General features: G+C 53.9%; 25 protein-coding genes. 10 read left to right on the top strand and 15 right to left on the bottom strand.

Going from position 1 to position 18023, the window contains the following annotated elements:
- Genes ATN38_RS01440 through ATN38_RS01425 form a run of 4 tightly spaced genes read right to left on the bottom strand, consistent with a single transcriptional unit; the run spans position 1 to position 3405 of the window.
- Positions 1 to 1215, bottom strand: coding sequence for a PBSX family phage terminase large subunit (locus ATN38_RS01440; protein ID WP_218747458.1), 1215 nt, complete (start codon positions 1213 to 1215; stop codon positions 1 to 3).
- Positions 1163 to 1744 carry a terminase small subunit gene (locus tag ATN38_RS01435; protein WP_218681309.1) on the bottom strand — a complete coding sequence of 194 codons (582 nt, stop codon included), beginning with the start codon at positions 1742 to 1744 and terminating at the stop codon, positions 1163 to 1165. The genes ATN38_RS01440 and ATN38_RS01435 overlap by 53 nt, the downstream gene beginning before the upstream one ends.
- 46 nt (positions 1745 to 1790) lie before the next feature.
- Positions 1791 to 2450: a hypothetical protein gene (locus tag ATN38_RS01430; protein ID WP_218747457.1), complete on the bottom strand. Its 660-nt coding sequence runs from the start codon at positions 2448 to 2450 to the stop codon at positions 1791 to 1793.
- 46 nt (positions 2451 to 2496) lie between these two features.
- Positions 2497 to 3405 carry a DUF2971 domain-containing protein gene (locus tag ATN38_RS01425; protein ID WP_218747456.1) on the bottom strand — a complete coding sequence of 303 codons (909 nt, stop codon included), beginning with the start codon at positions 3403 to 3405 and terminating at the stop codon, positions 2497 to 2499.
- A 106-nt stretch (positions 3406 to 3511) separates the two neighbouring features.
- Here ATN38_RS01425 and ATN38_RS01420 point away from each other — a divergent pair, with 106 nt between their 5' ends.
- Entirely contained in the window at positions 3512 to 4018 is a 507-nt protein-coding gene (locus ATN38_RS01420; protein ID WP_218747455.1) for a hypothetical protein, read from the top strand.
- A 15-nt stretch (positions 4019 to 4033) separates the two neighbouring features.
- Here ATN38_RS01420 and ATN38_RS01415 read toward each other — a convergent pair whose 3' ends face one another.
- Genes ATN38_RS01415 through ATN38_RS01395 form a run of 5 tightly spaced genes read right to left on the bottom strand, consistent with a single transcriptional unit; the run spans position 4034 to position 6549 of the window.
- Complete coding sequence (locus ATN38_RS01415; protein ID WP_218747454.1) at positions 4034 to 4831, bottom strand: ArdC-like ssDNA-binding domain-containing protein; 798 nt, start codon at positions 4829 to 4831, stop codon at positions 4034 to 4036.
- A 6-nt stretch (positions 4832 to 4837) separates the two neighbouring features.
- Positions 4838 to 5527: a GIY-YIG nuclease family protein gene (locus ATN38_RS33160; protein WP_218747453.1), complete on the bottom strand. Its 690-nt coding sequence runs from the start codon at positions 5525 to 5527 to the stop codon at positions 4838 to 4840.
- A gap of 1 nt (position 5528) precedes the next feature.
- The gene (locus tag ATN38_RS01405; protein ID WP_218747451.1) at positions 5529 to 5786 is read right to left on the bottom strand and encodes a hypothetical protein; all 258 of its coding nucleotides are present in this window, start codon (positions 5784 to 5786) and stop codon (positions 5529 to 5531) included.
- Positions 5783 to 6181: a YopX family protein gene (locus ATN38_RS01400; protein WP_218747450.1), complete on the bottom strand. Its 399-nt coding sequence runs from the start codon at positions 6179 to 6181 to the stop codon at positions 5783 to 5785. The genes ATN38_RS01405 and ATN38_RS01400 overlap by 4 nt, the downstream gene beginning before the upstream one ends.
- On the bottom strand, positions 6178 to 6549 hold the full coding sequence (locus ATN38_RS01395) for a hypothetical protein (protein WP_218747449.1): 372 nt from the start codon (positions 6547 to 6549) through the stop codon (positions 6178 to 6180). Before ATN38_RS01395 ends, ATN38_RS01400 begins: the two co-directional genes overlap by 4 nt.
- Before the next feature lie 421 nt (positions 6550 to 6970).
- Here ATN38_RS01395 and ATN38_RS01390 point away from each other — a divergent pair, with 421 nt between their 5' ends.
- Entirely contained in the window at positions 6971 to 7936 is a 966-nt protein-coding gene (locus ATN38_RS01390) for a transglycosylase domain-containing protein (RefSeq protein ID WP_218747448.1), read from the top strand.
- A 556-nt stretch (positions 7937 to 8492) separates the two neighbouring features.
- Here ATN38_RS01390 and ATN38_RS01385 read toward each other — a convergent pair.
- Positions 8493 to 9197 (bottom strand): hypothetical protein, encoded by a 705-nt coding sequence (locus tag ATN38_RS01385; protein ID WP_218747447.1) that lies wholly within the window; start codon positions 9195 to 9197, stop codon positions 8493 to 8495.
- A 61-nt stretch (positions 9198 to 9258) separates the two neighbouring features.
- Positions 9259 to 9696 (bottom strand): hypothetical protein, encoded by a 438-nt coding sequence (locus ATN38_RS01380; RefSeq protein WP_218747446.1) that lies wholly within the window; start codon positions 9694 to 9696, stop codon positions 9259 to 9261.
- A 383-nt stretch (positions 9697 to 10079) separates the two neighbouring features.
- Here ATN38_RS01380 and ATN38_RS01375 point away from each other — a divergent pair, with 383 nt between their 5' ends.
- Complete coding sequence (locus ATN38_RS01375; RefSeq protein WP_218747445.1) at positions 10080 to 10502, top strand: hypothetical protein; 423 nt, start codon at positions 10080 to 10082, stop codon at positions 10500 to 10502.
- A 112-nt stretch (positions 10503 to 10614) separates the two neighbouring features.
- Here the strand turns inward: ATN38_RS01375 and ATN38_RS01370 are convergent, their stop codons facing one another.
- Both ATN38_RS01370 and ATN38_RS01365 read right to left on the bottom strand, forming a co-directional pair.
- Complete coding sequence (locus ATN38_RS01370; RefSeq protein ID WP_218747444.1) at positions 10615 to 11187, bottom strand: CAP domain-containing protein; 573 nt, start codon at positions 11185 to 11187, stop codon at positions 10615 to 10617.
- Positions 11188 to 11347: 160 nt separating this feature from the next.
- Positions 11348 to 11803 (bottom strand): hypothetical protein, encoded by a 456-nt coding sequence (locus tag ATN38_RS01365; RefSeq protein ID WP_218747443.1) that lies wholly within the window; start codon positions 11801 to 11803, stop codon positions 11348 to 11350.
- A 132-nt stretch (positions 11804 to 11935) separates the two neighbouring features.
- Here ATN38_RS01365 and ATN38_RS01360 point away from each other — a divergent pair, with 132 nt between their 5' ends.
- Positions 11936 to 12700 carry a hypothetical protein gene (locus ATN38_RS01360; protein ID WP_151531521.1) on the top strand — a complete coding sequence of 255 codons (765 nt, stop codon included), beginning with the start codon at positions 11936 to 11938 and terminating at the stop codon, positions 12698 to 12700.
- Position 12701: 1 nt separating this feature from the next.
- Here ATN38_RS01360 and ATN38_RS33310 read toward each other — a convergent pair whose 3' ends face one another.
- A complete protein-coding gene (locus ATN38_RS33310; RefSeq protein ID WP_256931512.1) occupies positions 12702 to 13337 on the bottom strand; it encodes a GIY-YIG nuclease family protein in 636 nt (211 codons plus the stop codon).
- A gap of 66 nt (positions 13338 to 13403) precedes the next feature.
- On the opposite strand from ATN38_RS33310, the gene ATN38_RS01355 reads away from it, so the two are divergent.
- The 6 genes from ATN38_RS01355 to ATN38_RS01330 all read left to right on the top strand — a co-directional run bounded on the left by ATN38_RS01355 (position 13404) and on the right by ATN38_RS01330 (position 17642).
- The gene (locus tag ATN38_RS01355) at positions 13404 to 14222 is read left to right on the top strand and encodes a hypothetical protein (RefSeq protein ID WP_218747441.1); all 819 of its coding nucleotides are present in this window, start codon (positions 13404 to 13406) and stop codon (positions 14220 to 14222) included.
- A 1505-nt stretch (positions 14223 to 15727) separates the two neighbouring features.
- Positions 15728 to 15949 (top strand): hypothetical protein, encoded by a 222-nt coding sequence (locus ATN38_RS01350; protein WP_218747439.1) that lies wholly within the window; start codon positions 15728 to 15730, stop codon positions 15947 to 15949.
- Complete coding sequence (locus ATN38_RS01345) at positions 15949 to 16164, top strand: hypothetical protein (RefSeq protein WP_218747437.1); 216 nt, start codon at positions 15949 to 15951, stop codon at positions 16162 to 16164. Before ATN38_RS01350 ends, ATN38_RS01345 begins: the two co-directional genes overlap by 1 nt.
- A 5-nt stretch (positions 16165 to 16169) precedes the next feature.
- Positions 16170 to 16709, top strand: coding sequence for a hypothetical protein (locus ATN38_RS01340; RefSeq protein WP_218747435.1), 540 nt, complete (start codon positions 16170 to 16172; stop codon positions 16707 to 16709).
- Positions 16706 to 16915 carry a general stress protein gene (locus ATN38_RS01335; RefSeq protein ID WP_218747433.1) on the top strand — a complete coding sequence of 70 codons (210 nt, stop codon included), beginning with the start codon at positions 16706 to 16708 and terminating at the stop codon, positions 16913 to 16915. Before ATN38_RS01340 ends, ATN38_RS01335 begins: the two co-directional genes overlap by 4 nt.
- Positions 16902 to 17642 carry a hypothetical protein gene (locus tag ATN38_RS01330; protein WP_218747432.1) on the top strand — a complete coding sequence of 247 codons (741 nt, stop codon included), beginning with the start codon at positions 16902 to 16904 and terminating at the stop codon, positions 17640 to 17642. The genes ATN38_RS01335 and ATN38_RS01330 overlap by 14 nt, the downstream gene beginning before the upstream one ends.
- 57 nt (positions 17643 to 17699) lie before the next feature.
- Here the strand turns inward: ATN38_RS01330 and ATN38_RS01325 are convergent, their stop codons facing one another.
- Entirely contained in the window at positions 17700 to 17852 is a 153-nt protein-coding gene (locus ATN38_RS01325; protein WP_218747431.1) for a hypothetical protein, read from the bottom strand.
- Between the last annotated feature and the right edge of the window lie 171 nt (positions 17853 to 18023).

The following is an 18023-nucleotide window of genomic DNA, read 5'->3' as shown; positions in this document are numbered from 1 at the left end:
TCAGAACGATGAGCCGAACAAGCCCGAAGTGATTGGCGCAGTGTTAGTTTCGGATTCCTGTTCACTAGTCGGGAAGGGCTGAGCAGCATTGCCGATTAGGTCAATCATCGCGTATCGCCCTGCATCCATCATGTGGTTGAACATGTCGCGTGGCACGTTCAATGGCTCGCCGTTCTTGTCCATCTTCCAGAGGTAGTTGCGTTCCTCATTGATAATGTTGGTGGAGCGCTGGGTGACGTAGACCTGCTTGCTTTGGATCACCTGATTGCCGTTGCGGATCGAGTCAGCGCCCTTGACGGCTCCGATGATGTCAACCCCGTAAGCCGAGATCTCATCAATCGACTTAGGTTCTGCACTGTCAGCCACCACCAACACCTGCTCGTCCTGATCAAGGATGAGTGTTGCGAGTTTCTCGTTGCTCAGCCCCTTCTCATAGACGATTTCGTCCCAGATGTAGCCACCGTTCCATTCGTAGATGTCGACAAGCGCTGACGGGTGATTGCTGTACCCAAAGTCCAAGCCCCGCCTCATAAGTCGCGCCTCTGGCGGCACCCGCTCGATATGAATCCAGTTGGTCATGATCTGACCTTCGTTGCGTCCCACATTGCCCAGCACGTACACCTGCCGGTAGTTCTCGTCTATGCGTCCGTTCTCTTCGATCTCACGCACCAGAGCAGGTTCGAGGGCTTCGTTGTCCTTGTAAGTCAACTGTAGGAAGTCATGTACGCGGTGAGGGATGAGCTTGGTATGTGCCCAGAACGCACCAACGGGGTTGAAGTCAACGATGACGACGCGCCTTGTACGACCAGCTAACTGGCGGTAGATCTCCCACAGTACGTTGTTCGCCTCGTTGACAAACAAGATGTCACGGCGTGGACCCCGCGCCTTCCCTGAGTCATCGACACTGAAAAACTCGATGATGGTGCCATTGGGGAATGTGTAGATGAACTCCGTCTTGCTCCATGCATCGTCGCGCCAGTAACGCTGCATGTTCATGATGGTCTTGAAGTCGCGTATCGCGCCCTTCTTCAAGTGCGGCAACGACTCACTGACAATGCTGATCACCAAGCCTGCATTGCTCTGGGCGGTGTGGATCAGGTACGCGACGATCGAGAACGTCTTGCTCGCGCTCGTGCCACCCTGGATGATTCGAAGGCGTCGTCTAAGACTGCTGATCTTTGTCAGCGCTGTCGTCTGCTGGAGCAGTGCCGCCATCGTCGTCCTCCACTACCAACGTCGCTGGTGCGATGCCGGCCAACAGAGGTATCGGCTGGTCTTTGGTGGTGTGATCCACTTCTTGGCGATCTTTCCAACCCGCGTTGTTCTTGAGCCAGAAGATTGCACCTGTCGCAGGTGCTCCTGACATCAGAAACTCTTCGGCGTTCTGTTGAACGCGGAGCTTGGCATCTTTTATAGTGTCAGAAAACTTGTCCCCCGCCGCGTCTATATCGTCCGCTTTGTCGTCATACTTGCCACTCTCATAATCCAGTAATGTTTCACGGCTCGTCTTCAGCGCCCTAGCGAGACCAGTGATCGTGTACGGCACGCCGGGCGTTAAGACTTCACGTTCAACCCAGAGCGCGTTACCTTCCTTGCCGTGTCCATCGATCACGCGACGCATCTCTGTATGTGGATCGCAGCGATCGAAGTACTCGTTGATCCTCAGCTTCAGTTCTGACACCGTAGTGAACTTGAGTGGTCGTCCACCCTTGTTCTTTTCTTCTTGAGGGGTTTGTTCTTCCATATGAGTCTAGTTTACTAGAACAACCCGACAATGTACACGACACTAATCAGCTGCGAAATATCGATCTCTTACTGAGAGGGACACGCTCTGCACGCTTTTTCTGACGCTCCAGCTTTTCCATATCGTCGTCCACCTTTGCCCTTGAGCCCTTATATCGACGATCAACCCGCTTTACCCGACGTTGGATTGATCTGACTCGGCGAGGACTCAAGATGTCACCACCTGGAACTTTTCGCATCCACTCACGCCCTGTGGCGTCATAGAACACAAGGGCGAAATCATAAAACTCAATTGCGCCCTCTAGCAGTACAAGTTTCTCTCGATTCTGCCCCGGATCGAGCTTGCGAGCTGGCTTGTCAGCAAATTCATGCTTCTGTTGAACAGACAGCACCCTCGTCAGGCTCACCTTGGGGCGGCTTCTCAACTTTGCCCGAGCGTAGATCAGCCACAGTTTCCAAGCCCCCTTGGGAAGAATACGAAGTGCAGGGTCGACGACCGGTTGATCTGACGTGTTGTGCAAAAATGCCTTGCGCCGAAGATCATCATCGCTGTACCAGCAGACCACCTTCACGGCCTGCTCTCGCTCGTGTCGCTTTCCATCTCGGTTGAGGACGTACAGAGCGATCCAGATCGAGCCGACGCTCAATACAGCGGCGACCCACGACGGTGCGTTTCCCCAGTCGACCGGTCCAAGCGAGATGTTCATCAGCACGGTGTGTCAGTCCCCACTTTCAGTCCATGACGCAGACGGATCAACGGAAGCTACTACCAGTACTTGAAACGTCTGCATTACCTTCTCCTACCAACTGCTCTAGAAAACGGGTCGAAGCGTAGAGCGCGTTGTCGGGAATGACGTTGGGACCGATCCCCAAGTTAGGCCGTGGCTTATCGGGAAACCCTGGATGGGTTTCGTCAAGGAACTTGAACTCAACAAAGGCACGGATACCCTCCCGACCGGAAGCATACCTAAGTTGGTCCAACGAGGGGTTGAAGTCGGACTTCAACAGTCTCCACTCTTTCTCATCCTTGAAGGACTCATGTTTGATGAAATGACCGTAGAAGCGCATGTCAGCCATCAGGTTGTCCGCGTGGACTGTCAGTTGTGCCACAAATTCATCCTGAGACTTCGGGTTGGCTTTTCTATCCTCCCTGTACCGTTCGAGGTGGTAATCGAATATCTCATTTACCATCATCTCTTTATCTTCATGCTTGTATAAACAGGGGGCTAGAAACCAGCCGTCAGCCGCAGCGGCTTTGCTGATTACCTCTCCTGGGATTCCAACGCAATACCCGCCACTGCGATCACAATAGGCGCGCCACTGTGATAGAGAATCATTCTCGGGCGTCAGAGATACAACAAACGACTTGGGGCTATTGCTGAGGAAGTAGTCTACGTCAAGTTCGGAGATCCATTTCGCAAACAGACCGTCTCGCCCATTAAGTGTTTTCCTTAGATAGTGGAATCCACTTATATTGCTCAAGTGTTGGTACGCCAGGCGCAGCTCTTTGTGATCATTCATCTGCTCAGGCAGCCCAGCCCAGAAAGCCCGACTTTTAATGATGGACATTGCTGCAGCGGCGCTCGTGTACTGGTGGAGCATTTCCGGAACGTCGATGCCGAGGAGTCTTTTGGTATTCGGCAGCTCATCGAGATCTATCAAATCAGCAACTTTCGAGTGGGGGCAAGAATCGAAGTATATCCACACGGTCAGTCGGAAGAATCTCCCGGCTTTACAGGCACCCCTACACCTCACCTAGTATCGATTTATGATGACATGGGATCTGCCTTCTGAGCGATCTGCAGCGCCAATTGAGATCGAACACCTCGAACGCCTCGCGGGGATGGCACTGCTTGACCAGGACGATCTCCTTCGACGGAAGACGCATCTCAGGCCACTTCGCGGCCATCTCCTTCTGATTGCCCTGTGTCAGGGCGGAGCCCTCCACTACCTGGATGGAAAGAACGGGGTCAAAGACCTCGATGTTTACACCTTCTACGGGAAGCATCCTGGCCTGAACTATCCAGATCGCAGACGTGTGGAGCGTGATTTTGGCCCTTCAAGTCTGGGGCGACATCCTGATGATGTCGGATACACAGGTCGTCGAGTAGATCTCATGGGTCGTTCGATCGATCTCAACGCTGGTCCAGTCGATTCCGTGCAGACCTACCTCCGCCGCCCACCTACAACAACTGCCAGGTTTCTTGCAGCGAAGGCCGTTATCGCGATCCATCCGCCTGAACTGTTCGGAAAGACAATCTGGCCGCTGCCGTAGCTCTGCGGCACCTCGCTAATCGGCAGTGAGCCCCGCCCTCACGATCTTGTCCGTCGTAGTGAATACCGCACGGATCGCCTTATCGTCAGGCTTTTCACCACTCAGCCAGGACTGGACATAGCCGCGACTGACAGAAGCATCCATCTGATCGGTCGCTCCTAGCTCGTTGAGAACTAGGTAAGCCGTTGACTCAGCTTGGAACTCAGCGATTCCCCTGTGTTGGGTGTACTCAGCGTGAGCGTCTGCTGCTGTGTGTCCGAGGACTACATGTCCGAGTTCGTGCATCAGTGTTTTGAACGGGTAAGGGGCTACGGGAGATACCGCGACATTGCGCTCGTAGGAGTAGCCGGCCACATTGCCATCAAGGCCTTCGTACGCCACCCGGTTGATCGCAAGTGCTCCGAGTGCTCGCTTCTCACTCCACTCAGGTGGCTCGTACTCAGGTAGATCGTCGCCTTCAGTCTCGGACACGGTGAACAGGCAGTTGACGGGTTTGAAGCGCATGAACTGCTCTTCCTCGCCTTTGTCGTTCTCTCGCTTGATGGTGATCGGGCGGATGATGAACTTGGCCTTGCTGCCCTTCTGGACTTGTCTTCCAAGCTCTTGCCAGCCCCTAAAAGTGTTGATGGGCTCTGCAACACCTTGGCTCATGAGTAGCGCCTGGTTGAGCAGTGAGTAGCGTCGAAACCTGTTGTACGCGTTGCCAACTTCGCCAGGCATGTTCAGGATCTCTTCCATCATGGCCGGATAGTCGATGTTGAGTGGTTCGGGAGCTTTGCGCTCGGATGTTCGTCTGGATTTGATTCTTTCCATATGGGGCTAGTTAGCTACCTCCTTGTTGTGGCCGCCGACGCTATTTAGACCCAGCTCGACTGCGTCGTACTGTTTTATGTAGATGGCCTCACGTTCATAAGGATCGTGTTCACTCGGCTTGAACACCTCCAGTACTTCGAACGTGAAGTCGGTGACGCTGCTCGCCTGTATGAGTTGATGGAATGGCGATCCGCTCTGCGCCTTGATGTGCTCCCACCAGCGCTGCATCAACCAACGTGTGGTCACGCCGATGTACTTCTTGCCGCTCGGCTTGTGGATGATCATGTAGACAGTCGCAGTGTTATAGCTATCTACCGTCGTCGCCTCGAAGCGGATGTTGTACTGCTTCTGGCACTCGCTAGAGCAGAACTCAGGTGAGCCGCCCATGCGAAACTTCGCCTTCTCGATCTTCGTATACTCGTTGAGGCACTCCCTGCACTTGTGCGGGGTCAACCAGATGTCATACCAGTAGTCGTTGAGTTCATGGATGCTAGTGATGAACCGTTCACTAGCAGGTACTTTCGACGTCATCTTCTCTCGCACCTTCGGCATGTAGTCGAAATCCTTCAGCACCAGCTCTTTGACATCAGCTTTGCTCTCAGCGTCGTAGATTTCGGTGAACACCCGCTCATGGGAGAGGCCGAAATTCTGGTCTTCGTGAAGCCGATCGGTGATGTAGACGTAGAACTTTGGCACGTCAGGCGCTCCCCTCCAAACTCACCGCCAGATACCCAAACGGATCATCCGACACAGCGACAGTCTGGGTACGAACTATCCACTCCTCACCCCAAAGTGCTCGGCAGAAGTCGTGGTTCATCAGCAAGATCCCCAGTACTGCACGAGGTGGCATGTTCCACTGGTTAATTAGATCCATGGTTCCGAAGAGTGCAGGGTTGTCGTAGCCGTTGGTGTTGGCGAGTTTGATTGCAGCGCGGAGGGTTTCGGTTGGGGTCATGAGGTGACCTCCAGTAGTTCTGGGTCCTCGAAGCGGTTGCCGATGACTTCGAACATCGGAAATCCGTTCACAGCGTCTGATAGAAGAAAATCCGTGTCCATATCCGTGCTGTTCTCCCAGGCAAGATCGAAGAATGCACCAGCCCCGTTCCAGCACACGGCGTATTGATTTGTGCCAATTAGACCGATATCTCCCTCACAGACCTCCGCGCCGTTCTTATCCTCAACACCCGTGAACTGAGAAGTGTTCTCATCGGTCAGGTCGAGGCGCAGTAGGTTGTCGATATAGACACCGTCCCCCACCTTCCCGAATACAAAGTCCACCCCTGGCTGTGTGGAGTAGTAGAAACATCGACGTTCGACGTCCCACGCTCGGAGTTTGATGCGATGACTCATGCCATCTCCCCCGCCCAGTCCTCATAAGCAGCTTCGAGCTTCTGGTAGTCAGCGATCACCTCTTCCTCGGACTTGTACGCACCTACGTGAACGAAGCCATCGTCGGTTTCAACGAGGAGGTAGTGACCGATTAGGGCAGACGGATCAGCGAGGCCGGCAGACTGCATGGCTTCCTCGAAGTTGGTTGTCAGCTCTTGAAGTTCGGCTTCACTGTTGCTGATCCTGGCGAAGTAACCCGTAGTAGATGCGGTGTCCCCTGAGCTTTGGTTGGCCCAGCCTTCTAGTGAGAGGTGATGCAGGACTTCATCGCGAGGCGAGGAGTAATTGGTGCTGATGTACTCGGGTGTGGATGTCTTTTCTAGATTCATATATTCATGTTTCTCCTATGCAAATAACTATGAGCCAAAAGACCAACAAATGCAATAGCGAAATGATTAGACTTATCCACAGTTTTCAACTTTACTATTGCAATTCTTTAGACTTTGTGTTTAAATAAGTAGCGTAATGATAGTTAAAACAAACGGTTCACTAAATATCCCCCTAACAGCGAAGGTCACCCTCACTCCGTACGTCCGCAAATACGCGGATAAGATCGATTACTTGTTCACCCATCAGACGATGGACGGCTACGCCCCCTCTTCGAATCGCTAACCCCACCTCGCGATTCTCTCCATTCCCCACCCCCGAAACTCACTATCCCCTTTCTCGAAATCTCGCATAAAATGGGTCGAAATCCGCATTTGACTATTTGTCCTGTGCGCGATTTTCCAGAGAATTGGGAGGCCACTCATGGATACCGCCAACACCACCGCTTTCGACCGGTCACGGGGACTCTCCCTCGACGATCTCCTCCCCGAGTCTCAGCGGGTACACACACTGGAACCCGAGTACGAGATCTACGAGCCGGAACAGCCGCCGGCCACCCGCAGGCATCGCCCCCGCTGGCGTCGATGGACGATGTACGTTGCGCTCGTAATACTCACTCCCCTAGTGCTTTCGGAGATGGTGACGCTCTCGTACCGATGGTTCACGCCATCTCGAACGTCGTTCATGCTGCAAGACGAAGGCCCGATCGTTTACCAGTACGTCGATCTCGACCACATCAGCCGATACATGATTGCGGCAGTGATCGCTCACGAAGATCAGCGACTTGGTATGCGAGCTGGTGGGTTTGAGATCAGCGACTTGACCTCTAAGGCAAAGGAATACATGGACGGCGACGCTGGAGTGGGTGGATCAACCATCCCCCAGCAGTTGGTGAAGAATATCTTTCTCTGGCCTGGACGTAGTGCTATCCGTAAGGGACTCGAAGTAGTTATGGCGACAGAGTTCAGCTACTCAATGTCAGATCAGCGGATCTTGGAGCTGTATCTCAACTACGCACAGTTCGGTCCTGGCCTTTACGGGGTGTGTGCAGCGAGTTGGTACTACTTCAACACCCCACCCTGGTTCATGAGTGAGTACAACGCCAACCAACTATCGGGAGTGCTCCCTCGACCCGCGTACATCGAACGTGCAGCAGACGGCGGGATCTACCTTGGACCCGATGCAGATCAGCTCGCTATTGAGAAGGTGAACATAGCGGCGAGGTTCAATCCTGGTTCGATCGCCGCTCTTGGTGGATGGGAGGGCACTGTTGCGACGGTGGGGATTACGGATACAGCTCTAGATCACTCGGAGGATCGCGGCGAAGATTCATGCTCGACCATGCCTGACAGTGTTGCTGAGCGATTGATCTCGGACGGATTCCGCTGAGGTTTACCCCGCGCTAGGGCACTCGGGAGGGAGAGGTCCAGTTCCGTCGAAGGGAACGAAGTTGTAGTCGCCTCCAGACGGCGGAATATTGCCGAAGACACTGAAGCACGGCCGCAAAAGATCCTCAGCTGGGATCTCTGCCGCTCCTGGGGGCAGTACGTCGTAGTCAGCCTGGGTTGGGTACACACGACAATCCACGGCCGGGAAGTCGGGGAGATAGTGCTGGATGCACGCTTTTGCGAGATTTTGCATCACGACCGGATCGGTGGAGTCGGCAATGTAGCTGACGTGGGCGCGCGCACGCGGGTAGACGTCTGATTCTCGGTAGTCCCTCACATTCGCTTCAACGAATCCCTCGTCGCCGTCTTGGGGTACCGGAGCACGCTCAATTCCGTTCGGCCAGGATCGGTTTACGCCAGAGTTTGCATTCTGATCGGATGAACAAGCCACCCCAGACGCAAGCGCCAATCCGATCAACGCAAATGACGCGGCAAACCTGTAGCCAGTTGACCTCCGCAAGTCTGCACTCCCTACTTGATGTGAAATCGTGGAACGCTCAGAAGAACGTGTATCCCTGGCGTGTCACCGAGAACCCTGTATCGGTTGAATCATTGCGGCAGCTAACCCCGGTATCAGCATCCATTGCGCACGTGAAACCCAGCACCTGTATCTGGCTCCCGTACGGGAAGATGTATGGCTGCAACTGATCACGGGTTTCCATCTTCGATACGCCAGCGGTGATCGCGTAGACCGAGGTCTTCCCTGTCTTGTCTACGGAGATTGACGTCGCTGGAATCTCTCGATTCGATCCACCACCTAGAGGGACAAGCAATCCAGCCACGAGCGGCTCGCCTTGTGGGGCTGAACAGTTTGCACTGTCCGGGGTGATGTAGCACATGAAATTGCCGCTAGGACTGGCGATTCGACAGACGCCGTTGGACTCGCACATCCCTGGCGACACTCGCTGCTTGTCAAAGAGACCCGCACCTGACGCCGCCGTCGTTGATGGAGGCTCGGTTGTCTCCACGACTTCGGTCTCTGAGCCAGGTGTTGCATTCGCCCCCGGTAAGACCTGGTTCGATGAAGAAGGCGCAGATACCGCCTGACTCGCATCGGTATTGCCGCGAGTAAGCGCCACAACGACAACGGCGAGCGCCACTATCACCACAAGACAGACACCCAACGCAATGAACAGCGGAGTGTTGTTACGTGATGGTTGTTGAAAAGGCTGCTGTCCGCCTGGCGGTGCGGGATATCCCACGTCGGTTTCTCCTTGCAGAAAGTCTGGTGGTCAAACAGTAGGGCATAACCGACAAACGTGATTACGAGACACTCTGAACTAGCTGAGGAGACGCCTCGCTGCGCTGGTCGATGTAGTCGCGCCAGTACTCAGGACGTGGGCAGTAGTTGAAACGAAGGTTCGTCTCGGTGCCTGCTGTTTGGATTAGAAGATTGCCGTAACCACCCACGAACGCCAACGGTCCCCCTCGCTGCACGTTGAGGTCTTCGATCTCATTCCAATCGCAGTGTGTCTCGCTGCTGAAGAACAGACTTCCCCAGTTCTTAATCGTCACCCCGCTGTCGTTGAGTGTCATCGAGTGCAGGTTGTAGACGATGGCGGTTACCGCTGTGGAGATCAGGACGACGACGCCCATCAACTGCAGGATCGCAATCGGTGTCGTGTCCCGTGGGTTCTGAGTGTGGAGGAAGTACGCCAGCCCATAGATGAATCCAGCGATCAGAAGGCCAACCAGAATCAACCCAACTAGGCCAAAGAGACTGCGCCGGATGATGATTGGTTGGTTATCCATATGTTCTTAACGTACGACAGCGAGACGATTTAGTCACTACCACACATATCGACTTTCAGGTCGAAGTTTTACGAATAACGCTTGGGTTCCCTATTTACTTCAACTCTGATCCCTAGAAAACGAACGCGCTTTACAATCCATTCCAAGTTCTATCGAATCACTGCACTGAGAGAAACGGCACTATGACTAATCAACCCTATCGCCCGCCTAATCGCGAGCCAGCATCAGCGGAAGCATGGCGGGCCCGTAACCAACAACCTCCTCCGCAAATCCAGCAACCAACACCGGCACCATACTTCGCGGGTGTACCCCCAGTCGGGCAGCCAGCGTTGTTGCCTGCGCTGCCTACCAATTACATGCCCAACATGATCGCGGGTCTACTGGCGTGCGTCGGGATAGTGGTCGGCAGTCTCGGACCATGGGCAACCTTCCTCAACTTCTCGAGGGCAGGGATCGATGGCGATGGCATGTTGACCATGATCCTCGGCGTCATCGCGGCAATCGCACTCTTCAGCATTCTTTCCAGGGGAGGAAAGGCCAAGTTCGGCGACCGGTGGGTTGCCCCTGCACTAGGCGCAATCACCCTTGTAATCGCGATTGTCGACGCGGCTAACCTCTCCAACCAAGAAACCACTGTCTTGCGATCGACCATCGGACCCTCGATCGGATGGGGCCTCTGGGTCGTCTTACTCTGTGGCGCTGCGCTCTGCGTCACCTCATCCACTGTGGCTCGGGCTGTGGCGAAACGCTCGTAACGACCTGGCTGCCAAAAAAGCCGTAGGAGCGTATTTAACGCGCTCCTACGGCTTTACGGCGAACAACTTGGGTTGGTACACATTTCAGACTTGATCTACTGCACAAGAGGCTTCAGCTTGACCGCACTCCAACATGTTGCACAGTCACCGTCGTCGCCTTCCCCTGCAACGTCCCGGCCTTCTGGCAGATCCCCTGCTCTTTGAAGTCCCCGAGTACGTTCTCTCGGTGAGATGGACTGTTCATCCAGGCAGCAACGAGGCTCGCATCGTCAGGGTATGACTTCGCAAGGTTCTCCCCCGCAGTTGTGTAGCGGTAGCCGGCCTTCTCGATGAAGCTCCAGGGAGTCACGCCGTCTGGTGAGGTATGTGCCCAATAGTCCTGTGCGAGCATGTGATCCGCTTTGGCGCACGCGCTCGATCTGAGCGTTTCATTTGTTGTGAAGAGTTGTTTGCCTGCTTTGGTTCTCTCGGAGTTGACGAGCGCTTCGAGGGAGTTCGGATTGATGGCGCTGGTGGAAACAGCAGCTGGTTCTGACAGTTCAGGCTGAGAAGGCGCGGATCTGTCCGTCTTGAATATTTCGGTCTGAAATTGGATCGCCGGTGCCAGGATGAGACCGGCCAACAGGAAGATCAGGATGGGCGCAACCAGATCGACTGGTGAGAATTTGAAGCGCTTCAACTTCATGACTTCGCCTCATCACTCGGACCTGTCGAGTTGGCCGATGGAGAGCCATTGGTCTCTTCCCAGGCCCTTTCCCACTCAAGTAGGCACGCTAGAACCCTTGCATTGAATTTCTCCCCTTCACATTTATCTTCCTCAGTTGAAGTTCGTAGTAGTGCCCCCATTACTTCCACTCCTCGACAACCACCGTCCACTCACCATTGCCCGAAACATCGAGGTAGAAGCCGCCAGATGCCTTGTACATCAACGTATCTCCACTTACTGGAGCCATCGTGACCTCAGGGATTCCGCCGTGTTTGTCGAGAGACTTACCCTCTGCCATCACGTAGATGTTCACGAACGGGCTGTACTCACCGTTCACTGTGTAGGTGATCCGTTGCTTGGAGCTGTTCAGCTGGAAGATGTCACTGCGCTTGCTTGTCGAGCCAGATAGCTCGATTACCTTGTGCCAGGACTTCTGTTGCGCGGGTGCTGGTGTCGAGGTTTCAGATGGAACTACGAGGCCAGTTGGTTGGTCGCTCTTTTGATTGAAGGCTGCGACGGCGATGAAGGCCACGATTACTAGTAGAAAGACTACGAGGCCGCGGCGGTTCTTATTGGATTGATCGTTTGAACTCATATTGCATTGATTCCTGCTTATTTACTATGCAAATAACTATGAGCCAAACTAACGATTAATGCAATAGCGAAATGCACCATTGAGGATCAGGCTGTGGAAAACCCGACCATCCACTCCTGTAGTGTCCCGCGAGTGCTCAAGAAAATTGGCTACGGCGTCGGTCTGTTCATCGTCGTACTCCTCGCCGCACTTGCCAGCCACTACTTGTTCGGCCTTGCTACTGGCACCCGGTTCAACGAGACACAGTGGGCCGCAGCGGGCGCGTGGTTCGGTGGGGTTATGACCTTCGGTGCTGTCGCAGTGGCGCTTTATCAGTCGAACCAAGCCAAGGAACGCGCCGAGAGAGAGTCACGAGACTCGAATCAAAGAAATCTGAACGAACGTCTCCTCCATCAGGAAGCGCTCGCAAGGGCCGAAGACCGGCTAGCGACCGAACTTGACTCTGGTCGGCGGTCGGAACAGACACAGACAATTGCTGCAGTAGTAGCCGCCATCGCTGAACAGCCCGCTGTAGTCAGAGGACTCACAACCGCGGTCCACCTCGCTCGAAGGACTCCCTCCGAAGAGAACTACGCATCACGTACAGCCAAATACGACATATGGCAAAATTCCAGCGGTCGGCTCGTAGCGGCACTGCAGACTGCACTAATGGTCGTCGATGAGCCACATGTTTACGAACAAGTGCGTCGAGCTGGCGCAGACTGCGAGCGACTCCGACGTTCGATGACCGACCTATACAGCCTGCCTTTTGACGAACAGATCCCAAGACGCCAGATCCATGTCAACCTGAATGCAACACTCGCTCATCAAGGCGAACTAATCCAAGTCGTTCGCGACTACCTAAGGGACTCACCCAAAGACTCAAGTATCGATCCCGACCAGTTAATGCTCTGGTGATCTATCTGCCACCCACACCAGGGTTCGGCACCACTGGCAGTTCCCTTGCCCGATCGCGTGCCGATTGCCGCGCAGCCTTCAGAGTTGGGAAGAAACTGTTGTGAGCGTTGGCATCCAAGTTAAGAGGAACGTCCAGGCTTGAGATGAGCTGATGCTCCAACACCCAAGGTTCGGGGTTCAAAACCCACGAGACCAACGCGTTCTCAGCCATCCACTCGGACAGCACCTTCTCGCCTGCAACGAACGTCAGCCGTTTGCCCGAACCAACCAGACGTAGCTCGATCCCCAGTTGATCAGACAGTAAGCACCCAAGAGTCAGCCGCAACGTCGAACCTGCGGCATTACCCCTGTAGTGAGTCTTGATCCGCGTCCGAAGAGTCTGCTTGCTCGGTGCCTTTCCATTAGTGGGAGGTGCTGATGGACTGATCCCCGTGTACAGCAAGGTCAGCCCGTCTCTCTTCGCACACCCTGCCGTGTTGATCTCAGCGGGCAACTCTCGGAACCACCAGCCGTAAACACCTGGAGCGGCCGGCACGGGGCATGGACTCGTTAGAACCTGCGCACGAGTGTGTGGAGATGCTGCCAGGTAAAGGCCGCTTTCATCCACGGCGGCGTCAGTGGTGGGGATCAGGTTCATAGCGAGGATGTTCGCATAGTGGTCTGACAGTGAAGGACGATCGGTCGGATCTGCTTAAATCAGCGGGTGACCCACGAAAATGTTGATGAAGACCCAGACCTCCGGAGATCAAAAGCTTCGGGCTCCCGTCGTAAGCGACTTCGGAAGTGGATTACAAAGTTCTCGTTTCCAATTCCTGGACTCGACGTAAGAATCTGGTACTGGCCACTTGGTGTCGCAGCATTGGTACTCGGCCTTCTCGTGGGGTGGGGGTTCGCACACGACTGGGGATCGTCACAGTGGGGTTCTTTATCAGGCTGGTTCTCGGGGTTGCTCACCGCGAGTGCAGTCACCGTCTCCCTCTACCAACTGGCAGTCACGCGCAAGGATGCCGACCGCAGACAGCAGGAGCAATTCGATCAAATCGCCGCGCACCGCCAGATCGACACTATTGCGCCCATTTGGGAGGCCATCGGGGACGCCGACATCGCAATATTGAAGGTTACGAATATTGTGGACGAAATGCAGCTTGTCCAGAGACAATATTCTAAATATGATCCGGGAACAGCGGATCATCTAGCTATAACGCTCAAACTTAAGAAAATAAGGCCCCGATTGAACGCTCAGTTCAGAGAATCCGCACCCGCGATTCTAAAAGCCGAGCTTTCGTTCACAAACGCAATCATGATAGTCGAACAGAAAGACGTTCGTCGTGAACTCAACCAGCTTAAAGACGACTACACTGTACTGTCCCGCACATTTGCGAAAATAATTGAATCTGACACTGTTACTGGAACTTGGGATCACACTCGACTCGACCAGGCAAAATCTACCGTCTTCAAGCATCGGCAAACCATGGTTGAAGCAGTACGCGAGCATCTCGTTCGGCCACAAAGAATCAATTAATAGCCCACTCCACCCCCACTCCCTACTACTTGAGGGGAGAGACAAACTGCGTTCTTTACAAGCTATCCTTACACCTCCGCCAATGCTCACGACACTCCTGTCGGCTTGCCAGTTGGGATCTGTTCCAACGGAAGTTTCTCGATAGTTCAGCGCTGAGTAAGTCGGGCTAGTCAACATTTAGTCACGGTTCGCCAAGCCTGTCAGGGCTGCACCCACAGTTTTGGGCTTAAATGCATGCGAGGGGGCATCGGCTAGCCTGTGGCAGGTCCCTCGCACAACTGCGAGAGAATGCGGTTAATTAAGCCGCCCGCTTCCGATGTATCCCCCTCAGCTGCATTCAATCCAATCAGACTGCAAACTGATTTCTTGTAAAGGTATGGACTAAATCATCGAAGTTTCGTACAATAAGGGCATAGCAAGTTGTGCGCCCACTAGAAATAGTGGGTTATACTTTACCCTTTTATATGTCCCTATTCTGACTTAGACAGCCGCAACAGTCATTTAGCAAGTCGTGCATTGGCTTCCTCCATTTAATCACAGTTGGCTATATTTTCACATACTTGACGTTTTCCATATTCCACAATCCCTCGCCTCATGCCATACTGAAGACAGCATGGTGGATAACGAAAAACAACTCCCTCTTACCAACAGACGAATCGTCATCCCTCAAACGCCGTCACCCACCACAGATGCAGCAAGACAAGCTGACCTCGCAGAGAACCTGAAACGCCACAAAACTTTCATGATGAACTACGATCGTCGTAATATGTATAGGAGGCCTAGCCCCGCCCGTAAGGGTGCCTCAGACAAGAAGAACCCCGCCAAGTAGCGGGGTCTTTGTTTTTAGCTGGTCAGTCCTATTGCGCCGATCAACATGCCGAGCAGGCCGACGAACCATACTGAATCTGACAAGTGCTTATTTCCTCGCAGGACGCCGGCTGTTCCTCTTTTCGCACGGACTCGTGGTTTCCTAGTCAGCGGTGCAAGTTCAAGGATCTCACCTGTTGTTGATTCTGTAAAACCATACCTGGTTTCAATCCTCGACATGATCAATCACCGTCGCCAATGCGTCGCAAACGCAACGCGGGAGGCCACACCCTAATCCACAAATTTCATATCTCTTCTGACTGCGTTGATCGGTCACGGTACCTAGAACTTTGGTGCTACCGCGCCCACTGGCTAATGTTAGATCTTGATGCCCCAGCTCTAACCCGATTCGAGAACCCGTCTCACGATCGATCGGAAAGAAGTTACAGCTGTCGAACTCAGAGAAGCGAGCCGCAGTCAAATGGGGCATTGGTCGCTACCTCTACAAGCTCGAAGCGAAATACGTCAAGGTGTTAAACGACGGAGACATTCAGATCAAGCTCTGGGAGTACGGCAAAGACAAGAGGAAGGACCCACCCAAGATAGTTGGATACTGGTCACCTCCAAAACTTCCAGATTGGGCACTGCCGATAGCGGTTAGTAGCTCGAATACTGATACGCCACTGAAAGCTCCATCGATGGCAGGGTTGATAACGGGGACGGAAGAAGCACCTTCGAAGGTGGAAGATCCGCCACGCGGTTCACAACTCATCAAAATCAAGACTCTCTATGCGAAGTCCGGTGGCGATGCGGCGAAGCGGGACCAGTGGATCATGCAGATCAAGACACAGGCACAAGCAGCTCAGGCAATCGAGTTACTTGAATCTGCGATTGAACGACAGCAGGCTGATAACGAGTAATGGATACGTATTACAGCCAGGCACATCACGACTACGCCGACAGTGACATCGACTCCATCAGGTACGACATCGCGATGGATGCACATTTGGAGCAAGACACGCGACGACTGGACTTCGACGACGGAGCTAAGCCGACGCTGCGGGTAAACGAGCATTTCGAGGTAACGGAATGGTCAGACGAACTAAGTAATGAGGTGGAGACCTCGGGAGAATAAGAACTATGCCAGCTAGTGGCTCAACCAAGATTAATAAGGAGATATTCGACAGCATCGTTGCACGATCGAAGAAATCAACTCCAGAAGAAATCGCAATGCAATCTGGATACAAGGTATCCACGGTGAAGTTCATCCGGCAGGCGAAGACCTGGGAAGAGTTCCAAAGACGCCGAAACGCACAAGCGCAGCGAGTGTCTGCCAAGAGAGCAATGAACCCAGCACCGCGGCCCGTTGGGACAAAGACACACCGCCCACCAAAACCTATGAAGGCTCCTCAGCCAACCCCTGAGCCGCGTCACGATGAAGTGACTACCCACATGCTCAACGAAGCGTACGAGGAGAGCCAGGCTACGAATCGTCACTTAACAGCATTGGTTGAGAAGCTATCGGAGCGGCAGGAAGATCTGAGCCTGCAACACGACTCACTCAAGCTAGATAACAGACGTAACCAGTCTGCGATCAAGGCACTTCAGGATGCTGATTCCCGCCGCACGGTCGCGACCAACAAGAGCAACCGTTCATGGTTCCCGTGGAGCAACAGGTGAGCGGTACGAAGGCCGGCGGGCTAAAAGCTAGGGACCGTAACCTCGCGAAAGACCCCGACTTCTACAAGAAGATCGGCGCGATCGGTGGACGCCTGGGCACGACTGGCGGCTTTGCTGCCGACCGCAAGCTGGCGCGGATCGCAGGTGCGAAAGGTGGACGAATAAGTAAACGAGGAAAGAAGGAGGTGAAGGATGGTGAAATTTAAGGTAAACGATAAGGTGAATGGTATCGAGATATCGACATACAACAACAGCGCCGAGTCCGTACCAAATTCGATGAAGACGGCGAACTACGGATTCGTCAAAAACTACTGCTCAGCGACGAATGTACAAGTATGGAACCACGACCGCTCAGATTGGTGGCCGTATAAGGCGTCTGATCTAACACTATTTAACAACGGAGAACTCAACGTGAAACGACGAACATTCAAACTAACCAAGGAACTACCAGAACTCACCAAGGGCGCACTCGTACAAGAGAAGTGTGACGACGGGACGCAAGACTACATCGCGCTGGACAACTCGCAGATCAAGTACACGCTAGAAGACGGGCGAAAATCGCTCACATACCCCCGCAAAGCGGTAGAAGACGAGCCGAACTACTTCGTCGAGGTGTTCGCAGTAGAACCTGCCTACATGACGCAAGACGAGCTGGATCGGTTCGAGGCATTCAAGACAACCAAGGCCGGCCAGAAGTCGACTGCTCGACCCGTGAAGACTGAAGCACCGACACCTAAGAAACGCGCCCCTCGCGCCAAGAAGAGAGTTGACGTCGAGACCTTCGTACGGGTTTACAACAGCAGTCGCAACAGCACATCAGTTGTGAGGAAACTTGGAATCAACGTCGGCAACGTCTACAACCGAGCCTCACTTGCCCGCAAACAAGGGTTCAAGCTCAAGACGATGAAGCGGCCAAACACCAAGGTCGCGTAGATGGAGGATGAGACCCAGGATCACCCACTTGATGCAGTGGTGGAAGCGATCATCCGATCAGAGTGACTGCATGATCTCCAAAGCTTCGTCCTGGGTCATCTCGCCAGCAGCGACAGACCCGTTCACAAGTTTGTAGATGTCGTTGACCAAGCCATCGCTCGGGCGCTCCTTGTTCAGCGCGATCAGTTTGTACATCTGCTGGCGACTCATCAGGAGCACCTTCCGTCGTTGAGGCTCGGCGGATTGTAGCACCCACTGTCGACGGCCATCGTAAGCTCCCCACTGGCGGCCATTTATGGCGCATTTTGTGGCCATGGTTTCTCCCCGCGTACGGCCAGATAGTTCCCCACCTGCTGTGAGTCAGATTCGGTCCCGGCAACG

Source organism: Rhodococcus sp. FH8 (assembly GCF_019266085.1).
In the GTDB taxonomy this organism is placed as follows: domain Bacteria; phylum Actinomycetota; class Actinomycetes; order Mycobacteriales; family Mycobacteriaceae; genus Rhodococcus_F; species Rhodococcus_F qingshengii.
This window is presented reverse-complemented; position numbering and strand designations above follow the sequence as displayed.

Excerpts from the sequence above, each read along its gene's own strand:
- ATN38_RS01345 (WP_218747437.1), top strand. The coding sequence starts at position 15,949 with ATGGATACGTATTACAGCCAGGCACATCACGACTACGCCGACAGTGAC.
- ATN38_RS01435 (WP_218681309.1), bottom strand. The coding sequence starts at position 1,744 with ATGGAAGAACAAACCCCTCAAGAAGAAAAGAACAAGGGTGGACGACCA.
- ATN38_RS01330 (WP_218747432.1), top strand. The coding sequence starts at position 16,902 with ATGGTGAAATTTAAGGTAAACGATAAGGTGAATGGTATCGAGATATCG.
- ATN38_RS01365 (WP_218747443.1), bottom strand. The coding sequence starts at position 11,803 with ATGAGTTCAAACGATCAATCCAATAAGAACCGCCGCGGCCTCGTAGTC.
- ATN38_RS01415 (WP_218747454.1), bottom strand. The coding sequence starts at position 4,831 with ATGGAAAGAATCAAATCCAGACGAACATCCGAGCGCAAAGCTCCCGAA.
- ATN38_RS01430 (WP_218747457.1), bottom strand. The coding sequence starts at position 2,450 with ATGAACATCTCGCTTGGACCGGTCGACTGGGGAAACGCACCGTCGTGG.
- ATN38_RS01325 (WP_218747431.1), bottom strand. The coding sequence starts at position 17,852 with ATGAGTCGCCAGCAGATGTACAAACTGATCGCGCTGAACAAGGAGCGC.
- ATN38_RS01370 (WP_218747444.1), bottom strand. The coding sequence starts at position 11,187 with ATGAAGTTGAAGCGCTTCAAATTCTCACCAGTCGATCTGGTTGCGCCC.
- ATN38_RS01440 (WP_218747458.1), bottom strand. The coding sequence starts at position 1,215 with ATGGCGGCACTGCTCCAGCAGACGACAGCGCTGACAAAGATCAGCAGT.
- ATN38_RS01395 (WP_218747449.1), bottom strand. The coding sequence starts at position 6,549 with ATGAATCTAGAAAAGACATCCACACCCGAGTACATCAGCACCAATTAC.
- ATN38_RS01350 (WP_218747439.1), top strand. The coding sequence starts at position 15,728 with ATGGCAGGGTTGATAACGGGGACGGAAGAAGCACCTTCGAAGGTGGAA.
- ATN38_RS01390 (WP_218747448.1), top strand. The coding sequence starts at position 6,971 with ATGGATACCGCCAACACCACCGCTTTCGACCGGTCACGGGGACTCTCC.
- ATN38_RS01340 (WP_218747435.1), top strand. The coding sequence starts at position 16,170 with ATGCCAGCTAGTGGCTCAACCAAGATTAATAAGGAGATATTCGACAGC.
- ATN38_RS01405 (WP_218747451.1), bottom strand. The coding sequence starts at position 5,786 with ATGACCCCAACCGAAACCCTCCGCGCTGCAATCAAACTCGCCAACACC.
- ATN38_RS01420 (WP_218747455.1), top strand. The coding sequence starts at position 3,512 with ATGATGACATGGGATCTGCCTTCTGAGCGATCTGCAGCGCCAATTGAG.
- ATN38_RS33310 (WP_256931512.1), bottom strand. The coding sequence starts at position 13,337 with ATGAACCTGATCCCCACCACTGACGCCGCCGTGGATGAAAGCGGCCTT.
- ATN38_RS01400 (WP_218747450.1), bottom strand. The coding sequence starts at position 6,181 with ATGAGTCATCGCATCAAACTCCGAGCGTGGGACGTCGAACGTCGATGT.